The following is a 19,449-nucleotide window of genomic DNA, read 5'->3' as shown; positions in this document are numbered from 1 at the left end:
CAATGTTCCTGACCCGCATCAGCGTCCGACATCCGGTATTTGCGACCATGGTGATGGTCGCGATTCTGGTCTTTGGCATCAACGCCTTCCGGTCCATGCCGATCGAGCAGTTTCCCGATGTGGATTTCCCCGTCGTCGCCGTGCTGACGCCCTATACAGGTGCGGCGCCCGAGGCGGTGGAAACCGAGATTTCCGAGGTGATCGAGGAAGCGGTCAATACGCTGGCCGGAATCGAGACGGTCTCTTCGACATCGAGTTCGGGTCATTCGACGGTCATCGTGCAGTTCACGCTCGAAACCGACAGCATGCAGGCAGCCCAGGAAGTGCGCGACCGGCTGGCGGCGGTGACATTGCCCGATGGGGCCGACACGCCGCAGGTCCTGCGGTTCGACCCTACGGCAATGCCGATGATCTCGCTGGCCCTGAGCGGGCAGAACCTGTCGATGACGCAATTGACCCGCATCGCCAACGACGTGGTGGCGCCCACCATGACCAATGTCGATGGCGTTGGCAGCGCAATGGTTGTCGGCTCGATTGAGGAACAGGTCGATATCCTGATCGATCCCGACAGGCTCAATGCCTATGGCATTGGCGTATCGGAAGTCGTTTCGGCCTTTGCCAGCGACAATATGACGATCCCTTCGGGATCGGTGGACAACGGGCTCTTGGTCCAGACCGTGCAGCTCAACACCGAGCTCGGTGCGGTCGAGGATTTCGCCTCCATCGTGGTGGCGCGGCAGGGCAGCCAGACCATCATGCTGGGCGATGTCGCCGACATTGCTCTCGGGCAGTCCGAACTCGACGGCCTGGCGCTCCAGAACGGGGAGCAGGCGCTGGCGATCAATATCTCCCGGGTCGATGGCGGCAATACTGTCGAGATTGCCCACGACGTTCACGACCTGGTCGCCGAACTCAACGCCGGCGGGCGGCTCGAGGGCGCGCGCATTGAGGTGCTCCAGGACAGCGCCGAGCAGATCGAAGCCAATTATCACACGCTCGAATCGACGCTCCTTGAAGGGGCCCTGCTGGCCGTGGCCGTCGTTTTCCTGTTTCTCAACTCGTGGCGTTCGACGGTCATCACGGGCATGACGCTGCCGATCTCGATCCTTGGGACGCTGGCGGTTATTTCCATGCTCGGGTTTTCGCTCAACATGATGACCATGCTGGCGCTGACGCTCTCGATCGGCATTCTGATCGACGATGCGATCGTGGTGCGCGAAAACATCACACGGCACCTGCATATGGGCAAAAGCCATGTCCAGGCGGCGCTCGACGGGACCAATGAAATTGGGCTCGCGGTGCTGGCGACGACGCTCTCGATCTGCGCTGTGTTCCTGCCGCTGGCCTTCATGGAAGGCATCGTGGGGCAGTTCTTCCTGCAGTTCGGCGTTACCGTCGCGGTGGCCGTCCTGATCTCGCTCTTCGTCAGCTTCACCCTCGATCCGATGATGTCGAGCGTCTGGTACGATCCCGACGCGCATCCGGGGGCGAAGCGCGGACCGTTGGGGCGGGTTATCGCAAAATTCGAGCACGGGTTCGAGGCGCTGGGGCTGCGTTACAAGAAGGTGCTCGGCTGGAGCCTGCGCCATCGGATTATGACGTTGCTTGCTGCGTTGGGGATCTTCGTTTCGAGTTTTGCACTGGTGCCAATGGTCGGGTTCGAGTTCATGCCTGCCAGCGACAGCAGCCTGGTCAATATCGAGGTCGAAACACCGGTCGGCTCCTCACAGGACTATACGGCGATCAAGGCCCGCCAGGTCGATGCTATCGTGCGTCGCATCGACGGTGTCGAAAACACCTATACCAATGTCAACTCGGGCACCGCGGACGGCGAGAACATGGCGGCGATCACCGTCAATCTGCTCGATCCGGGTGAGCGTGAACGCTCGGACGTCGCCATCATCGAGGAGATAAGGCGCGCCACAGCGGTTGTCCCGGGAATCGAGTTGACGGCGAGTGCCGGCGGTGGATTGGGAACCGGCGTCGCGCCGATCACGCTCAATCTGCGCGGCGGCGATCTCGACGGATTGAACGATGGCGCACGGATGGTGGCCGATGCGGTGGCAGCGGTGCCGGGCGCCATCGACGTCAGGATGAGCACCCAGCAGGCCCAGCCGATGCTCGATATCGTCGTCGACAGGCAGGCGGCCAGCGACCTGGGGGTCACCGCGCAGCAGGTCGGCGCGGCAATGCGGGTGATGCTTGCCGGCGAAGTGGCCAGTGAATGGACCAATGAGCGCAACGACCGCATCGACGTCATGGTGCGCCTGCCCCATGAACTGCGCTCCGACATTGACGGGCTCGCCAATCTGCCGGTCGCCCAGCGGGCCAATGGCGGCCTGGCAATGTCGGTGCCGCTTGGACAGGTGGCGAGCTTGGACGAAACGGTGGGGCCGAGCGAGATCGAACGCCAGGCGTTGGCGCGCCAGATCACCATCAGCGCCAACGTGGACGGTCGCGTGCTGGGCGATGTGATTGCCGATATTGATGCGGTGGTCGCGGCACTCGATCTGCCGACGGGCGTGGCGATCGAGCAGGGCGGGGATGCCGAGATGCTGGCCGACACCACCGCGAGCATGGGTGCCGCGCTGTTGCTGGCCGTGGTGTTCATTTACCTTGTTCTGGCCAGCCAGTTCGGCAGTTTCCTGCAGCCCATCGCCATCATGACGGCATTGCCGCTGTCGCTGGTCGGTGTGTTGTTGGGACTCATGGTGGGCGGTTCGACGCTCAGCATGTATTCGATGATCGGGTTCATCATGCTCATGGGGCTGGTCGTGAAAAATGCCATCCTGCTCGTCGACAACACCAATCAGCATGTCAGGGCCGGACTGCCGCTCAAGGCGGCGCTCATCGAAGCCGGGGGCACCCGGTTCCGGCCCATCATCATGACCACCCTGGCCATGATCTTCGGCATGTTGCCGCTCGCCCTTGCATTGCATCCGGGCAGCGAAGCGAACGCGCCGATGGCCCATGCCGTGATCGGCGGCCTGATCAGTTCGACATTGCTGACGCTGCTCGTTGTTCCGGTGATGCTCACCTATGTCGAAGGTTTCGGCAAATGGGTGGGCCGGTTCCTGCCCAGGGCACCCCAAGATCATGGCCATCCGGCCACCCAATGATACCAACAAGCTTCCGCGCCACCAGGCGCGGAAGACCACCAAGGATCGTCTCGAGCCGATCCCCGCATCACGCGAGCGGTCTTTTTAGAACAATTTATTGAAAGATTGGCTGGGGAACCTGGATTCGAACCAGGACTAACGGAGTCAGAGTCCGTGGGTCTACCGTTAACCTATTCCCCAGCAGAGGCGGGCTTGCCGCGCGTTTCGCTTCGGCGCGGGGCCGAAGGAAGTGGCGCCTGTTTAGCGGCACACGGTGGCGATTTCAAGCCCGCAATTTCACTTCTTTGTCACAGGCGTGCTGGACGAACCAGCGCCGGTCAGCAGCGCTAGTGGGTGACTGGAGCACGCCAGGCGATGGCCCGGTTGGGGCTGTAGCAGCCGAGCGCGACCGTGTTGGAATAATTGCCTGAAACAATCTGCACCTGGCCGTTGCCGCAGTCGCCCACGACCACGCCGACGTGGTTGGACATCACCATGATCGCGCCGATCGCGCCCGGATCGGCCTGCTCGCCGTAATTGGCGAAATCGCGCGCCTTGTTCGAGCCCGTCGGAAGCAACCCGGCACGGGCCAGGACGGTGTCGAGATAGCAGGCGCACCAGCGTCCCGGACAGCCCGAGGGGCGCGCGCTGCCCAACTCGCTGAGCATTACATTGATGACCGTTTGCGGGTCGCGGGCGTTGGCTGGCGTGGCGATGGCAGCGGCGGCGCACACAGCAAGCAGAAGCGGCAACACAATACGTATCACTTTAGTTTTGTCCTTGGCTGGACCTGGGCAGATATAGCCAGCATGCTGGCGAAGCCGGTCAGTGTCGTGATCAATTCATTGGCAGATCATCCGCTATCGGGCGGACAAACCAACGCAGGTTTACTTTTGCAAATGGGCAGGGACATTGCCTCAGGGCAACGCGCGCGGCCGTGCTCACTTGCGGCCCCCTCCTGTGACGCAGGCATAAACTGGAGTTTTATGGCGATATCTTGGCACGCTGCCTCAAGGGTGCGGAAAGCGGCAATCGTTGCGTTGCGGCCCATGATGGACTACCGTTGGTCCGAAACTGAAATGATCTGCCTCGGGCGCCTTCCATTTGAGCCATCGCGGGCCTTTCGCCTGCCTTGCACTCCCATCGGCGACAGGGCGGTACGGAGAAATCGAGTTGACCGATTCAAGTCGGTCCACCGCCCTGTCGGCGGCTCCTGCGTCTCTGCGCGAGCGCGCGGATGAGCCTGTCCGGCATGAACGCGAAGACGCCGGGGCGCAACCTGGCGGCAAGCGGGCGACGCGGTGGACGTCCCAACCCAAATCCGCGGGCCAGCGCAAAAAGCGCGCGCCCACTTATGCGGCCCTGGATCTGGGAACCAACAATTGCCGCCTCTTGATAGCCCGCCCGACGGAAAACGGGTTCCGCGTGCTCGATGGTTTTTCGCGCATCGTCCGGCTGGGCGAGGGCCTCAGCCAGACCGGCCGGCTCTCGGAAGCCGCGATGGAGCGGACAATCGAAGCTCTCAGGATCTGCAAGAGCAAGCTTGCCCACCATGAAGGGGTGAGGGCGCGCATCATCGCCACCGAGGCCTGCCGCTCGGCCGTCAATTCGGCAGCGTTCCTGGCCCGCGTCAAACGCGAGGTCGGGCTGACGTTTGAAGTTGTCGATCGCAAGACCGAGGCGGAGCTGGCCGTGACCGGCTGCGCCGACCTGATCGAAAACGACGCACCGGGTGCCATCCTGTTCGATATCGGCGGCGGATCGTCCGAGTTGGCCTGGCTCGATTTCCGCGGCGGGCGCCCACGCAATCAGGGCAAGACGTCAGCCTCCATCCGCTCCTGGCAGTCCTTGCCGGTCGGTGTTGTCTCGATTGCCGAAAAATTCGGCGGTGTCGATGTGACGCCCGAAGTTTTCGAGGCGATGGTCGGCTATGTGACCGAGCAGCTTCGCCATTTTCGCGGACGCGAAAAGCTGCGCGGCATGCTGGCCAGCCATCCGGTACATTTTCTGGGCACTTCGGGGACGGTCACCACGCTGGCCGGACTTTATCTGGGGCTGGAGCGCTACGAGCGGTCCAAGGTCGATGGGCTGTGGATGCATTCCGACGATGTCGACGCGACCATGCGGGTCCTGCTTGCCATGAGCTATGACAAGCGGACCAGCAATCCCTGCATCGGCAGGGAACGAGCCGATCTGGTCATCCCCGGCTGCGCGATTTTCGAGGCCATCCGGCGTGAATGGCCGTGCCAGCGCATCAGGGTGGCCGATCGCGGACTGCGCGAGGGCATTCTGATTTCGATGATGTCGGAGGACCGCGTCTGGATGCGCGGCCGTCCCGGACGCAGGCGCAGAGGAGCCGGCAATGCCAAATAAGCCGACCGGCAAGGGGGCCGGGCGTCGCGGCGACCGTGACCTCAAGACCCGCGTCAAGACCGCCAAGAAGCGCACCACATCGTCCACGCGCTGGCTGCAACGCCAGCTCAACGACCCCTATGTGGCCCGGGCAAGGGCAGAGGGTTGGCGAGCGCGCTCGGCCTACAAATTGCTCGAACTCGACGAGAAATACGGGCTGCTCAAGCCGGGTATGCGTGTGGTCGACCTTGGCGCGGCGCCCGGCGGCTGGTGCCACGTAGCGGTCAAGGCGGTCAAATCCGATCCCGAGCGCCCCACCGTCGTCGGCATTGACTATCTGGAAATGGACCCCGTTCCGGGGGCTGCATTGCTGCAAAAGGACTTTACCGAAGACGATGCTCCTGAGGCACTGATCGATCTTCTGGGCGGCCACAAGGCCGATATCGTCCTCTCGGACATGGCGGCGCCTACGACAGGGCACAAGCCGACCGACCATTTGCGGATTATCGGACTGGTCGAGATCGCTGCCGATTTCGCGCTTGATGTGCTCGCGCCAGGCGGAACCTTCGTCGCAAAAGTGTTCCAGGGCGGCACCGAGCATGAACTGCTCGCCGTGCTCAAGCGCAATTTCGCGACCACCTTCCACGCCAAGCCGCCATCGAGCCGCGCTGAATCGGCCGAAGCCTATCTCGTCGCGCGCGGCTTCAAGGGCCAGCGGCAGGACTAAACTTCAGAAAGCGGCCACACGCTATTCTCCCGTCTCAAGAACGGGTCGAGCGGCCCATCGACGCAGAATGCCGGGCCAATCAGGGCCGGAATGGTCAACCACGCCACGAAATTCACGAGATCTTGGCGTTTGGCGACCGCCCGGAATGAGCCGGATCGGACGGAACACCGAGCCGGATTGGATAGGCGCCCTTTTTGTTGCCTGCACCATTGCCGCTCGGACTGACGCTGACCACGCGGTGGCGGCATAATTTCCACGCGGCGAACCTTTCTCCATCCGGCGCGTTGTTGCACCGGGTTCCATCGATCAGGCGCACACCATGACGCAACGTCGCTTTTATCTGGTTCTGAACGTCAACTCCGGCACGGTGCAGGCGCTGGGGGTGACCTCGGACACCCTCAGGGCGATGTTTGCCGCGCACGGTTTGGAAGTGACCATCGATGCGGACCCCGACACCCAGCTGCCGGACCGCATTCAAAAGGCAATCGATAGCGATGCCGACACCATCATCGCCGCCGGGGGCGACGGCACCGTAACGGCCCTGGCGACTGCAATCATCCATTCCGACAAGAATCTCGCCATACTGCCGCTCGGCACGGCCAATCTGCTGGCGCGCGACCTTGGAGTGCCCCTCGATCTCGACGAGGCGGTCGAGGCGTTGCGCGACATGGAACCGCTGGCCATCGACGTGTCGGAAGTCAACGGCACCATCTTCCTGCACAAGGCCGTCATTGGCGTCATTCCGGAATTGGCGGCGGGCCGGGAATATATCCGAGGGCAGGGCGTGGGCGCCAAGATCGGCTTTGTACGCTATTTCTTCCGGCGAATATCTCGGGCCCGCCGTCTGGCGCTTGAGATCGCGACAGGCGATGGCAGTACCCGCATCGAGCGCGTACAGGCCATCGCGGTGGCCTCCAATCCCTATGACGAGGGGCTCGGGCGCTTCTTTCATCGCGACAAGCTCGATACCGGGTTACTGACCATTTACGTCCTGCGTCATCTCAGGATCGGCGATGTGTTCAAACTGGCGATGGGGATGCTGGCCGGCCATTGGCGCGACTACGACGCCCTTGACATCTCGACCGCGCATTCCGTCACCATCCGATCCAAAAAGCCCCGACTTCAATTGATGATCGATGGCGAAGTCCAATCTCTGGAGGCGCCGTTGCAGTTCAGGATCTATCCTCGTGCCCTGTCGGTGCTCGCTCCACTCCAGGCGGTCAAACAGGAGATCGCCGACGAACAATCCGAAGCCGCAGGAGCAGAGGAGCAACCGGCCTGATGCGACTTGTCCACCTTTCCGACCTTCATTTCGGCCGTCACGATGACGGTGTCGTCGCCTCTCTGGCCGCAGAAATTGCCTTTCAAAACCCCGACCTGATTGTCGTTTCAGGCGATTTTACCCAGATCGGCAGCGCCGATGAATTTGCCCGGGCCCGTGACTTTCTCGATAGATTGCCGGCCCCGTTCATCGCCGTGCCGGGCAATCACGACGTTCCCGAACGCAATCTCATAAAGCGCTTCATCAATCCGTACGGTCATTACCGGAAACATATCAGTCCCGAACTCGAGCCATTTCTGTACGATGACGGGGTCGCGCTGGCCGGGCTCAAGACATCCCGGCGCGCCAACTTCCATTCGCTCAACTGGTCCGATGGCGCCATCAACAAAGACCAGCTCGAGCGGCTTGAAGAACGCTTTGCCCAGGTGCCTCAAGATACCGTCAAGGTGGTGATCGCGCACCATCCCCTGTTGCACCCCGAAGAGCCCATGGTCCGGCACCAGAACAGGGTGCGCCGCGCTGACCGGGCCCTGAAGGTCTTCTCGCGGATCGGTGTGCGCCTGGTGCTTTCCGGGCATTTCCACATGTCTTATGTCCGCCGCCACGATCACGCGGGAGAGGTGCGCGAGGCCGTGCCCACCGGACCGCGCGAGAGCAGCGAAGGTCACATCCTTGTTGCCCAGGCGGCCTCGACCACCTCAACGCGGCTTCGCGGCGAACCCAATGCCTACAACCTCATCGATATTGAAGGACCGGAAATCACCATCCGGGTGCGAGAGTGGATGGGAGACGGCTGGGCGACGCGTGAACAGGCGCGGGAGGCAGCGTGAGGCGAACGCTGGACCCGCGCACCGGCAAGCCGGTCCGGCTCGGCTACCGCACGACAAAAAGTTCCCGAACACCCTCTTGAGCGCGACGTCAGAACTGATCGCCACGGCCATGGCTGGCAGAATCGATGCCGATGCGGATATTTTCGCGCTTTGACATCGGTTGGTCCTGGCCCGTTCCCGGCCTGACATCGGACATTTTTTATGCGGATGCAGCCGGCTCGGTCTGCCGATTGCCTCAAAAAGAGCTTTTATCGCGTTGACAAGTGGCGGTGTTCCCCGTTTATCGGGCTGCATCCACAACAATCCCCGAGAGGCTGCATGCGGCTCGTTTTCGTAATCCCCGCCTATAATGAAGAGGCAATGATCGGTCAGTGCCTTGATGCGGTGATGGCAGAAATCAAGCGCAGCGGGCATCCCGCCGATGTGATCGTCGTCGACAATGCCTCGACCGACCGCACCAATGAGATCGCTTCGTCTTATGCCGATGTCACGGTGGTCAAAGAGACCAACAAGGGTCTGGTCCATGCGCGAGCCGCCGGATTTGCCGCGTCTGCGGGTTACGATCTGGTCGCCAATATAGACGCCGATACCATGGTGCCCGAAGGCTGGCTGACCACCGTTTTCGACGAGTTCGAAAAAAATCCCCAACTCGTCTGCGTGTCGGGCCCCTACCACTATTACGACCTCAAGCGCTCTCAACTCGCGCTGGTCGAGGTGTTTTATGGGTTCACCTATCTTACCTATATCATCAACCGCTTCATCCTGCGCGTTGGCTCGGTGATTCACGGTGGAAATTTCGTGTTCCGCCGCTGGGCTTGGGAGCAGGCGGGAGGCTATGACCGCACCATCGCCTTTTATGGCGAAGACACCGACGTCGCTGTGCGCCTCTCCAGGATCGGTCCGGTAAAATGGACTCACAGGCTGCGCATGAACACCTCCGGCCGCCGCATCGAAAAGGAAGGCATCATCCAGACCGGCCTGGTCTACGCCAAGAATTTCTTTTCCATGACGTTCCGCGGAAAGCCGGCAACGGTCGACTATCAGGATATCCGCGAGTAGGGCGGACAAAAAAAATCTATCCACATGTGTCGGGATCGGCGATGCTGATCCGTCTTGAGGCTGTAGGGGACAACGCCCCTCCGGTACATTTGAGGACGACACAATGACCAAGATGATTTTCGTGAACCTGCCGGTGCGTGATCTTGCCGTCGCCACCCGCTTTTTTGAGGCGATCGGCTGCACAAAAAATGCCGATTTTTCAAGCGATGACGCCTCCTCGATGATGTGGTCGGACACGATCATCTTCATGCTGCTCAGACACGAGTATTTCTCGACCTTCACCTCCAAGCCGATCGCCGACGCGCATGCTGCGGCCGGTGCATTGATCGCCCTGTCGTGCGACAGTCGCGAAGCGGTCGATGCCATAACCCAGGCAGCGGGCAAGGCTGGAGGCAGAGCCGATATCCGCGAGCCGCAGGACATGGGCTTCATGTACGGCCGAGCTTTTGAAGATCCCGACGGCAACATCTTCGAGCCGGTCTGGATGGATATGAGCCAGGCATCGGGTGAGCACTAAAGCGCTTCAGCTCTTTACGGAATCGCCGTTCTCCTTCTGCGCTTCCCCGGCGAAAGCCGGGGTCCATGAGAGTTACGTCAAGCGCCGGCGCCTCGGCTCACGCTGCTGGGCCCCGGCTTTCGCCGGGGCAGCGACGGAAGGGACCCAAATGGCTCCGTTACAACCTGAAATTCTCTAAGGGGGGGACGATATGGTCGACACTGAAATAGGGTGTGACTGCGGTCAGGTCTCCCTTACCCTTCGCCAGGACCCGTTTTTTTCGACCGAGTGCCACTGTACGAGCTGCCGCACCGCGGGCGAGGCGCTTGCGGCGCTGCCGCTGGCTCGGCCTATGCTCGCCGCGAACGGTGGCACTCCCTTCGTCATGTACCGCAAGGACAGGGTTGTGTTCGATAAGGGGTTGGACCTGCTTGCCGCCTACCGGCTCAAGCCGGAGTCGCCCACCCGCCGTGTTCTGGCGTCATGCTGCAACACACCGATCTTCCTCGAGTTCCAGAACGGGCATTGGATCAGTTTTTACACCAGCCTGTGGCCCGAAGGCTCATTGCCGCCACCCCGGATCCGCACCGTCGTTTCCGATCGCCAGGGCATGCCGCCGCTTGACGACGACATTCCGGCGGGAAAGCTCCAGACCGCGGGTTTTTACGCGCGGCTACTGGGCGCCTGGATCGCCATGGGGTTCAAATCGCCGGCCATCGCGCTATCACAGCCGGACAAGACACTGGCGGACATTCCGGCATAGCGGCCGGGTCGGGGCAGGCGGCTACGCCTCCTCGAGTTCACCCAAAATCGTCGGTATCAGCTCGCTGACCGTTGGGTGGATGTGCATGGTGTTTTTCAGATCGATATAGGCCATGCCAGATTGGATGGCGTCGAGCAGCACATGGATGGCCTCGTCGCCGCCAACTCCGAAAATCGCTCCCCCGAGTATCCTGTTGCTGTCCGCGTCAACCACCACTTTCATATAGCCGGCGCTCTCGCCCTTTTCCTTGGCGCGCGCCACGCGAGTCATGGCCCGCTTGCCGACCAACACCCGGTAACCGCGTTTTTTGGCTTCAGTCACCGTCATGCCCGCACGGCCAAGTGGCGGGTCGGTGTAGAGGGCATAAGCATCGGTCCGCGCCTCAACCGAACGGTTCGCCCCGTCCAGATTGTCGGCAACGATTTCGTAGTCATTATAGGCCGTGTGAGTGAAGGCGCCCCTTCCGTTGCAATCGCCGACGGCCCAGACGCCCTCCACCGAGGTCTCGAGCCGCTCATTGGTGAGGACATAGCCGTGGTCGTTCGTCGCGATGCCGGTGTTCTCGAGCCCAAGATCGTCGGTGTTGGGCTGCCGTCCGATGGCGACCAGCACATGCGACCCGGTGATCGCTGGCGCACCCGAGTTGCAATTGACTTCGACAACCGGGCCCTCGTCGGATCGCGAGAACGCTATGCAATCGGCGTTGAGCCTGATGTCGATGCCTTCAGCCGCGAGGATATCGGCAACGGTTTGAGAGGCGTCTTCGTCTTCGCGCGTGAGAAGTCGGTCGCCGCGTTCGACAACGGTGACCTTGCTGCCGAACCTTGCAAACATCTGCGCGAATTCGAGCCCGACATAGCCCCCACCCACAACGACCAGATGGCGCGGCGCCGCGGTCAACTCGAGAATGCTGCTGTTGGTCAGGATATCGATCTCATCGATCCCCGGATAATCGGGAATGACGGCTCGACCGCCGACATTGAGGAAAATGCGCGGTGCTTCAAGCGTGCGCTCGCCAACTGTGATCGTGTGGTCTGCAACAAAGCGGGCATGACCCTCGATCAGCGTCAGGTTTTCGGTTCCATTCAGCCAGTCGCCAAGTCCCGAGCGCGAGGCTTTGACGATCCCGTCGCTGCGGCTCTTGACTGCGGCCATATCGACAGCAACCGGTCCGGGGATGCTGACGCCGTAATCGGCCGCCCTGCGGGCCAGGTGGGCGACATGGGCGCTCGCGACCATGGCCTTGGTCGGCGTGCATCCGGTGTTGACGCAGGTTCCGCCCAAAAGCTTGCGCTCGATCAGTGCCACCTTCTGGCCTTGTCCGGCCAGCCGCGCGGCAAGCGATGGTCCGGCCTGGCCGGCGCCCACAACAATGGCGTCGAACGGCTCGCTCATGCTGCCAACTCCATGGCGGGCTTTATGATAAACATCTTGGTGCCCTCCAGTTCGGACGCTGACCCTAACATCGCGGCGATCAAGAATCGAGATCGGCTCGCATCGCCACTTCCCAAACCTGTGACTCGGTGTTAATGACCCTCGCCAACCCAAAGCCGGTGCGAATCTATCCCCCGCATCGGCCAAGCGGACAATGCGGGCACGACGGAGCGGTCAAAAAGCCGACGGTGTGTCACGCTAAACCATCGACATTCATCCGTTCTACGATGAAGGGCACGAAAGGGGCTGGCCTTGGCGAAGATTATTTCCTCAATCACTGGTGATGCTGCACTGACATTTGACGACGTGCTGCTCCAGCCCGCCCGTTCGGACGTGCTGCCGACCGACGTTAACATCAAGAGCTATGTTACAAAGGACATAGCGCTCAACCTGCCGATCCTGTCTTCGGCCATGGATACGGTGACCGAAGCCAATATGGCCATCGCCATGGCGCAGGCGGGCGGCATGGGCGTCATCCACCGCAATCTCACCCCCGAGCAGCAGGCCGAACAGGTCAAACAGGTCAAGCACTTCGAGTCCGGCATGGTGGTCAATCCCATCACCATCGGTCCTGACGCCACGCTGGCCGATGCCTATGCCCTGATGGACCGTTACAGGATTTCGGGCATTCCCGTGGTCGCCAATGGCGGCACCGGCGGACGCAACACCGGTAAACTGGTGGGCATCCTTACCAACCGCGACGTGCGTTTCGCCTCCAACGACCGCCACAAGATTTCCGATCTCATGACTCGCGACCAGCTCATCACGGTGCGCGAGGGCGTGAGCCAGGAGGAAGCCAAGCGGCTCCTCCATCAGCACCGTATCGAAAAGCTGCTGGTCGTCGATGAGCACGACAACTGTATCGGGCTGATCACCGTCAAGGACATGGAAAAGGCCCAGCTTCATCCCTCGGCCATCAAGGACGCACAGGGTCGCCTCCGGGTTGCCGCGGCGTCAACCACCGGCGACCAGGGTTTTGAGCGCTCCATGGCGCTGATCGAGGCCGGTGTCGACCTTCTTGTCATCGATACCGCCCACGGCCATTCCGTGCGCGTCGCCGAGGCCGTCGAACGCGTCAAGCGCGAATCCAATTCCACCCGCATCGTCGCCGGCAACGTCGCGACGGCGGAAGCCACAAAGGCGCTGATCGATGCGGGTGCGGATTCGGTCAAGGTCGGCATCGGGCCGGGCTCGATCTGCACCACCCGTATCGTGGCCGGTGTCGGCGTGCCCCAGCTTGCAGCCGTCATGGCCTGCGCCGAAGAGGCCGACAAGCAGGGCGTGCCGGTGATTGCCGATGGCGGCATCAAGTTTTCGGGCGATCTGGCCAAGGCGCTCGCAGGCGGCGCCTCGGTCGCCATGGTCGGCTCGCTTCTGGCCGGCACCGACGAAAGCCCCGGAGAAGTCTATCTCTACCAGGGGCGCTCTTATAAATCCTACCGTGGCATGGGCTCGGTCGGCGCCATGGCGCGCGGTTCGGCCGATCGCTATTTCCAGCAGGAAGTCAGCGATCAGATGAAGCTCGTTCCCGAAGGAATCGAGGGTCAGGTGCCCTATAAGGGGCAGGCCGGAGCCGTGTTGCATCAGCTGGCAGGCGGCCTGCGGGCCGCCATGGGCTATACCGGGGCCAGGGATCTCGAAACTTTCCGGCGCGAAGCAACGTTCGTCAAGATAAGCTCCGCCGCCTTGGGCGAAAGCCACGTCCACGACGTGACGATTACCCGCGAGAGCCCCAACTATCGCGGGAAGTAACCTCATGAATTACGCCACCCTGCTGATCCTGCTTGCGCTGTGGACGCAGGGTGCGTTGACGCTCGCGCTGCTCTTCATCCTGGGCCGGCGGCGCGTACCGTTGGTCATGGACGGGAAAATCGCGGTTGGCGATATCGCGCTCGATACGCGTCCCTGGCCCGAGGCTGCCCAGAAGGCATCAAATGCCTTCGACAATCAGTTTCAGCTTCCTGTCCTGTTCGCCATCGGCATCGCCATCGCGCTCTATCTGGGGGCGGGATGGCCCGAGGTTGTTCTGGCCTGGGCCTTTGTCGTCAGCCGGATCGTCCACGCGACGATCCATGTTACGTCCAACCACGTTTACCGGCGATTTTTCGCCTATGTTTTCGGCTTCGCCGTGCTGATCGCGCTCTGGGGCGTGATTTTCGGGCGGCTGGTTTTTGCTTTTCAAACGGTGTGACTTATGGCTCTTGCAACGCGTATCGATACCATTTTCGTTCCCGCCTTGGATACCGACAGAGCCGCAAGATGGTATGCGCGCATGTTTTCGATGACCGAGATATTCCGTTCGGGCGGCTACATCGGTTTGCGCTTCGACGAGGGTGAATCCAAGGCAACCGCCCTGACGCTGATTCCGGCCGATACCATCAACAATAGCTACGTCGCCTTCAATCTCTATAGTCCCGATCCGGAGGCGCTCCGAAACGCGCTGATCGCCGACGGCCGGGAGGTGACCGAAATCCATGACGCCCCGTCAATGCGCTGGTTCGACTTTGTCGATATCTCCGGAGTGCGCGTCAATGTCTGTTCCTTCGGCGAGGCCGGCTGATGCGTCTTCCCGGACGGATGGCTGCCGCCATCGAAGTGCTCGCCGATATGGAGTCGCGCAAGCGTCCCGCCTCCGAGGCCCTCAAGGGCTGGGCGCTTGACCACCGCTTTGCCGGGGCTGGCGACCGTGCCGCCATCGGAAATCTCGTTTACGACGCGCTGCGCAAGCGGGCCAGTCACGCCTGGCGCATGGGCGAGGACACCCCGCGAGCCCTGATCCTCTCGGTTGCGGTCAACGACTGGAATCAGGACATTAACGCCCTCAATCAGGACTTCAGCACAGACAGGTTCGCGCCGGAATCGATCTCCGAAGCCGAGGCGCTAAAGCTTTCTTCCGACCCTGCTTTTTCCGATGCGCCCGATCACGTGAAGGCCGATGTGCCCGAATGGCTGGCCGAACCGCTCGAGCGCAATTTCGGTGCCGATTGGATCGAACAGGGCAGGGGTATGACCACTCGCCCCCCGCTCGACATGCGCGTCAACCGCCTCAAAGCCGATAGGGCGCGGGTGGAAAAATCCCTCTCCCGCTTCGCCCCGCAACCCACCGCCATCGCTCCCGATGGCCTGCGTCTGCCCTCCGGCCCCACCGATGCCCGTACTGCCAATGTGCAGGCCGACGAGGGCTATCAGAAGGGTTGGTTCGAGGTTCAGGACGAAGGCAGCCAGATCGTGGCCTTGCTGGCCGGCGCGAAAATGGGCGAACAGGTGCTCGATCTGTGCGCCGGGGCAGGGGGCAAGACCCTGGCGCTGGCCGCTGCCATGGGCAACACCGGGCAGATATTTGCCTATGACACGCAACGCACCCGCCTCGCCCCGATCCATGAGCGTCTCAAGCGCAATGGCGTCCGCAACGCGCAGGTGCGCAACCCCGATGCCGGGATACTCGACGATCTGGAGGGCAGGATGGACCGCGTGGTCATCGATGCGCCCTGCACTGGAACCGGCACGTGGCGGCGTCGTCCGGACACCAAATGGAAGCTCACTCCCACCCAACTCGAAGCCCGTATGGCCGATCAGATTCAGGTCCTCGATGAGGCGGTCCGGTATCTCAAGCCCGGTGGTGAACTCGTCTACATCACCTGCTCGATCCTGCCGCAGGAAAACGACGATCGGATCGCCGCGTTTCTGGCGCGTCACGACGGCTTCGAGCCGGTATCGCTGACCGAGCGCTGGGACAATCTTTTTCCCGATGCGCCCAAACCCCTCGGTACGGGCCCGAACTCGATAACGCTCACGCCCGCCAGCACCGATAGCGATGGCTTTTTCTGTGCCGTGCTTCGGCGCAATTGAGCCCCCAGAGCGTGTCCAGCAAAAGCATGTCCTCGGCCCTAGGCGCACGCAAGATTTGCCCATCGTTCGATCATCCCGAGTGAACCAATTTGAGCGGGGCTGCGTTTAACGGGGCATGACACATGCATCCCCATCGTTCGACATCAAGCAGCCGCGCGCCCTTGCGACGCTGGCGATCTTTCTGGTCATCGTCATTGGTGTGGGCGCCCTTATCGGCACGCAGACGGCGCCGGGCGCCTGGTATGCGGGGCTTGAAAAGCCGCCCTTCAATCCGCCCAACTGGATATTCGGGCCGGTGTGGTTCACGCTGTATGTGCTGATTGCAATCGCTGGCTGGCGAACCTGTCTGGCGGGCCCCGTGAGCGCCGGTATGGGCTTGTGGGTCGGGCAGATGGTTTTGAATTGGGCATGGTCACCGGCGTTCTTTGCCGCGCAAAATCTTTGGCTTGCCCTTGCGATCATCGTCCCGATGCTGGTGCTGATCCTTGCCTATATTGTTAACAGGTGGAGCCGGGACAGGGCGTCTGCCCTGTTTTTTGTGCCCTACGCGGCATGGGTGAGTTTCGCGACTTTGTTGAACGCGTCCCTTATCGTGTTGAATACGTAAGTATAATTCCATCTCGTACGGACAATAATGCGTAAAAAACAATGTAAAATTGTAATAAAATTGCCCCGCAGAACTTATCAGTAGTCAAATTTGATAGCGGCATCCTTTTGGGATGTTGCCAGGACCCCAAACACAATTCCTAGTTGAGAAGGCTGTCAGATCGATTGAGTCTGGCATCGAGGATGGTGCTGTCGATTATATTCGCGCCATCGCGGGTCAACTCGACATATCCCATCACCATCTCCATCGCACGTTTGCGGCGGCGATCGGGGAGCCCCCTGGTGCGTACCGCAGGCGAATAAGCATGCATGCCGTCGCCTTGCGGCTGCAGTGGTCGCACGAGCCGATCGGCCGCATCGGCTATGCGGTGGGCTATGCGAGCCAGGCCGCTCTGACACGCGTGTTTGAGCGGTTTTTCGGCATTCTCCCCGGACGCTACAGAACCGCCTACGGCAGGGCACGCCTGGCCGTCCGTCCGGTCGAAGATGCCCAGTTCGTTCGCGTGGACGACGGCGTGCCACTGTTGCTGCTCGCCAAGCGATATCGCGGCTATGCCAAAGACATAGATAGCTTTTGGGATGATTTTCTTGTCCGGTACGGAGCGGTCATAGACCGACACTCCAAGCCCATCCGGCGCGTGGGGCTGATCTACAATGACTGGCGTGCCGATCCCGACAACCTTGTTCGATATGATTGCTGCGTCGCGGTGGATGCGGAGGCGGTAGATATGCGAAATCCGCCTGCGGGGCTGCATCTCGTGCTCAGCCGGGAGCGCCGATATGCCGGTTATCGCTTCCCGGCTGCGTCCTACGATCGGCAGCAGGCCTATGTCGACGTCGGAGACAGTCTGTTTTTCCGTCGCTCCCTGGCGGTGACCGAGGATCCCGCAATTGAGCTCTATGATGAGGTCGGAGACAAAAAAACGACGCTGCTCTATGCGGTTGAGTAGAAAAATCTCACATAAATCCCGGCTAAACGGCGTCACATATCAACTGTGAGCAAACGGCTTCCTCAAGGTTGAGCATCTTTGAGGGATGCTGCAGGGAATCGAAACACAATTTCTGGTCGAGAAAGCCGTCAGGTCGATAGAATCTGGCATTGATGACGGCGCTGTCGAGTATATCCGCGCCATCGCGCGGCAGCTCGACATTTCCCATCACCACCTCCATCGCACATTTGCCGTCGCTGTGGGCGAGCCTCCGGGGGCCTACCGCCGACGGGTCAGCATGCACGCCGCGGCCTTGCGGCTGCAATGGTCGCGTGAACCGATCGGCCGCATCGGCTATGCGGTGGGCTATGCGAGCCAGGCCGCGTTCACGCGCGTGTTCGATCGGTTTTTCGGGATGCTTCCCGGACGCTACAGGACGGCCTATGGACGCGAGCGTGCCGCTGTCGCGCCGGTCAAGCACGCCCAGTTCATTCAGGTTGACGATGGCATGCCGCTCTTGCTGCTGGCCAAGCGCTATAGGGGCTATTCGGAAGACATCGATAGCTTCTGGGATGATTTTCTTGCTCGCTTCGGCGATGTGATTCAGCGCTACTCAACACCGATGCGGCGCGTGGGGCTGATCTACAACGACTGGCGCGCCGATCCCGATCTGCTCGTGCGGTACGATTGCTGTGTGGTGGTCAATCGCGTGGATGCCGTGGATGTACGCCAGCCGCCTGAAGGATTGCATCTGATTCTCAGCCGCGAGCGCGAATATGCCGGATACCGTTTTCCAGCCCGGCTCTATGACCGTCGTCAAAGCTATGTCGATGTTGGGGACAGCCTGTTTTACCGGCGATCGCTTGCCGTAACCGAAGACCCGGCCATCGAACTGTATGAGGAGAGCGAGAACGGAGAAACCACGCTGCTATATGCAGTTGAGTAGGGTTAGCGTCACATTAAAGTCAGGTAAAAATGACCATCCATATCAACTACGAGCAAACGTCGTCCTCAAGGTTGAGCAATACTGGATTCGTTCAGTTTTAAAGCTCGGCGCAAGGAACTGCTGTCGGGCAACTATGGAGGCATGATATGCGCAAATTTCTTACTGGAGTCTCAATATCGCTAGTAATGGCTCTGGCAATGACACCGAGCGTGCAGGCCGGATCTTTGCTCGGCATCATTGGAGACAAAGACAGCGGTGCGCTTGTAACGATCGGTCGCGGTGGGGCTGGAGACAGCGGATTGGTCAATCTCGGTGTTGGCGGCGGGGGTGGAAACGTCCTTGATGCCAATGTTGCACCCGGCGCGGGCGATCGTGGTCTGGTCAATGCCAACGTAAGCGCAGGCGGTGGCCGTGGACTCAATGTCGATGCCGGTCTGCTTGATGACAATGTGACCGCAAATGTCGGTGTCGGCGGCGGCAGGCTGGTCGACGTCGATATCGACGTCGGTGGCAATGGCGGAAACGGTGGCAACGGCGGAAATGGTGGCAACGGCGGAAACGGCGGCAATGGTGGAAACGGCGGCAATGGTGGAAACGGCGGCAACGGTGGTGTCAACGGCGGCGGAAACGGTGGGGTCAACGGCGGCGGCAACAACAATAACGGTGGCAGCCGCTTCGCCAGCTCCGATCCCAGCTGCATGGGCGTCGACCCCTACACCCTGATCCAGATGTTCGAGCAGTCGACCCTCTCGGGTTGGGACAATGCCAGCAACATCCAGATTCAGGCTCTGCGTGTCTGCCCCGATATCCGCTCCTATATGGCCGATTACTTTGCTGGCAGCGGCAAATACCAGCAGCTCCAGGGCCTCCTGCGGTCGGACCCGCTGGTCGCGGCATCTCTAAGCCGCTCGAACTACGACGCGGGCCGTGTGCTTGGCGTCACCCGGCAGTCCTCAAGCCTGACGGTCTTCGTCTTCTAGCCGGCTGTAACGATCAAAAGGCCACTCGTTGACGAGAGAATCCGCGCATTTCCCCCAAATGCGCGGATTTTCATTGTCTTGAATTCAGCTTGGGGGCG

General features: G+C 61.2%; 19 protein-coding genes and 1 tRNA gene. 16 read left to right on the top strand and 4 right to left on the bottom strand.

Features of this window, described 5'->3' with window-relative positions; genetic code table 11:
• Window positions 1-2: 2 nt before the first annotated feature.
• A complete protein-coding gene (locus tag ACP148_RS09770) occupies window positions 3-3,119 on the top strand; it encodes an efflux RND transporter permease subunit (RefSeq protein WP_421950715.1) in 3,117 nt (1,038 codons plus the stop codon).
• 106 nt (window positions 3,120-3,225) lie between these two features.
• Here ACP148_RS09770 and ACP148_RS09765 read toward each other — a convergent pair.
• Both ACP148_RS09765 and ACP148_RS09760 read right to left on the bottom strand, forming a co-directional pair.
• Window positions 3,226-3,299, bottom strand: a tRNA-Gln gene (locus tag ACP148_RS09765).
• A gap of 146 nt (window positions 3,300-3,445) precedes the next feature.
• Window positions 3,446-3,865 (bottom strand): hypothetical protein, encoded by a 420-nt coding sequence (locus ACP148_RS09760; RefSeq protein ID WP_421950714.1) that lies wholly within the window; start codon window positions 3,863-3,865, stop codon window positions 3,446-3,448.
• A gap of 406 nt (window positions 3,866-4,271) precedes the next feature.
• On the opposite strand from ACP148_RS09760, the gene ACP148_RS09755 reads away from it, so the two are divergent.
• The 7 genes from ACP148_RS09755 (at window position 4,272) to ACP148_RS09725 (ending at window position 10,607) form a co-directional block, all read left to right on the top strand.
• A complete protein-coding gene (locus tag ACP148_RS09755) occupies window positions 4,272-5,471 on the top strand; it encodes a Ppx/GppA phosphatase family protein (RefSeq protein ID WP_421950713.1) in 1,200 nt (399 codons plus the stop codon).
• Window positions 5,461-6,177: an RlmE family RNA methyltransferase gene (locus ACP148_RS09750; RefSeq protein ID WP_421950712.1), complete on the top strand. Its 717-nt coding sequence runs from the start codon at window positions 5,461-5,463 to the stop codon at window positions 6,175-6,177. Before ACP148_RS09755 ends, ACP148_RS09750 begins: the two co-directional genes overlap by 11 nt.
• Window positions 6,178-6,496: 319 nt before the next feature.
• Window positions 6,497-7,459, top strand: coding sequence for a diacylglycerol/lipid kinase family protein (locus ACP148_RS09745; RefSeq protein WP_421950711.1), 963 nt, complete (start codon window positions 6,497-6,499; stop codon window positions 7,457-7,459).
• Window positions 7,459-8,289, top strand: a complete 831-nt coding sequence (locus ACP148_RS09740; RefSeq protein WP_421950710.1) for a metallophosphoesterase family protein — start codon at window positions 7,459-7,461, stop codon at window positions 8,287-8,289. The genes ACP148_RS09745 and ACP148_RS09740 overlap by 1 nt, the downstream gene beginning before the upstream one ends.
• Before the next feature lie 318 nt (window positions 8,290-8,607).
• Window positions 8,608-9,348 (top strand): glycosyltransferase family 2 protein, encoded by a 741-nt coding sequence (locus ACP148_RS09735; protein ID WP_421950709.1) that lies wholly within the window; start codon window positions 8,608-8,610, stop codon window positions 9,346-9,348.
• A gap of 103 nt (window positions 9,349-9,451) precedes the next feature.
• Window positions 9,452-9,865, top strand: a complete 414-nt coding sequence (locus tag ACP148_RS09730; protein ID WP_421950708.1) for a VOC family protein — start codon at window positions 9,452-9,454, stop codon at window positions 9,863-9,865.
• Between the two features lie 190 nt (window positions 9,866-10,055).
• The gene (locus tag ACP148_RS09725) at window positions 10,056-10,607 is read left to right on the top strand and encodes a GFA family protein (protein ID WP_421950707.1); all 552 of its coding nucleotides are present in this window, start codon (window positions 10,056-10,058) and stop codon (window positions 10,605-10,607) included.
• A gap of 21 nt (window positions 10,608-10,628) precedes the next feature.
• Here ACP148_RS09725 and ACP148_RS09720 read toward each other — a convergent pair whose 3' ends face one another.
• Window positions 10,629-12,002 carry an FAD-containing oxidoreductase gene (locus tag ACP148_RS09720; protein ID WP_421950706.1) on the bottom strand — a complete coding sequence of 458 codons (1,374 nt, stop codon included), beginning with the start codon at window positions 12,000-12,002 and terminating at the stop codon, window positions 10,629-10,631.
• 291 nt (window positions 12,003-12,293) lie between these two features.
• On the opposite strand from ACP148_RS09720, the gene guaB reads away from it, so the two are divergent.
• From guaB to ACP148_RS09695, 5 genes are all read left to right on the top strand, one after another.
• Window positions 12,294-13,793: an IMP dehydrogenase gene (guaB, locus tag ACP148_RS09715; RefSeq protein WP_421950705.1), complete on the top strand. Its 1,500-nt coding sequence runs from the start codon at window positions 12,294-12,296 to the stop codon at window positions 13,791-13,793.
• A gap of 4 nt (window positions 13,794-13,797) precedes the next feature.
• On the top strand, window positions 13,798-14,232 hold the full coding sequence (locus ACP148_RS09710; RefSeq protein ID WP_421950704.1) for an MAPEG family protein: 435 nt from the start codon (window positions 13,798-13,800) through the stop codon (window positions 14,230-14,232).
• Between the two features lie 3 nt (window positions 14,233-14,235).
• Window positions 14,236-14,601, top strand: coding sequence for a VOC family protein (locus ACP148_RS09705; protein WP_421950703.1), 366 nt, complete (start codon window positions 14,236-14,238; stop codon window positions 14,599-14,601).
• A complete protein-coding gene (locus tag ACP148_RS09700; protein WP_421950702.1) occupies window positions 14,601-15,890 on the top strand; it encodes an RsmB/NOP family class I SAM-dependent RNA methyltransferase in 1,290 nt (429 codons plus the stop codon). Before ACP148_RS09705 ends, ACP148_RS09700 begins: the two co-directional genes overlap by 1 nt.
• 115 nt (window positions 15,891-16,005) lie before the next feature.
• Window positions 16,006-16,497, top strand: a complete 492-nt coding sequence (locus ACP148_RS09695; RefSeq protein ID WP_421950701.1) for a TspO/MBR family protein — start codon at window positions 16,006-16,008, stop codon at window positions 16,495-16,497.
• Between the two features lie 139 nt (window positions 16,498-16,636).
• Here the strand turns inward: ACP148_RS09695 and ACP148_RS09690 are convergent, their stop codons facing one another.
• A complete protein-coding gene (locus ACP148_RS09690) occupies window positions 16,637-16,807 on the bottom strand; it encodes a hypothetical protein (protein ID WP_421950918.1) in 171 nt (56 codons plus the stop codon).
• Here ACP148_RS09690 and ACP148_RS09685 point away from each other — a divergent pair.
• From ACP148_RS09685 to ACP148_RS09675, 3 genes are all read left to right on the top strand, one after another.
• On the top strand, window positions 16,763-17,446 hold the full coding sequence (locus ACP148_RS09685; protein WP_421950907.1) for a helix-turn-helix domain-containing protein: 684 nt from the start codon (window positions 16,763-16,765) through the stop codon (window positions 17,444-17,446). The genes ACP148_RS09690 and ACP148_RS09685 overlap by 45 nt on opposite strands.
• Before the next feature lie 85 nt (window positions 17,447-17,531).
• Window positions 17,532-18,371 carry a helix-turn-helix domain-containing protein gene (locus tag ACP148_RS09680; RefSeq protein WP_421950700.1) on the top strand — a complete coding sequence of 280 codons (840 nt, stop codon included), beginning with the start codon at window positions 17,532-17,534 and terminating at the stop codon, window positions 18,369-18,371.
• Between the two features lie 146 nt (window positions 18,372-18,517).
• On the top strand, window positions 18,518-19,351 hold the full coding sequence (locus ACP148_RS09675) for a hypothetical protein (protein WP_421950699.1): 834 nt from the start codon (window positions 18,518-18,520) through the stop codon (window positions 19,349-19,351).
• Window positions 19,352-19,449: the final 98 nt, after the last annotated feature.

The sequence above is a fragment of the Pelagibacterium sp. genome, from assembly GCF_965249125.1.
GTDB lineage: Bacteria > Pseudomonadota > Alphaproteobacteria > Rhizobiales > Devosiaceae > Pelagibacterium.
The sequence above is the reverse complement of the archived record's forward strand: the minus strand, read 5'-3'. Positions and strand labels throughout refer to the sequence as shown.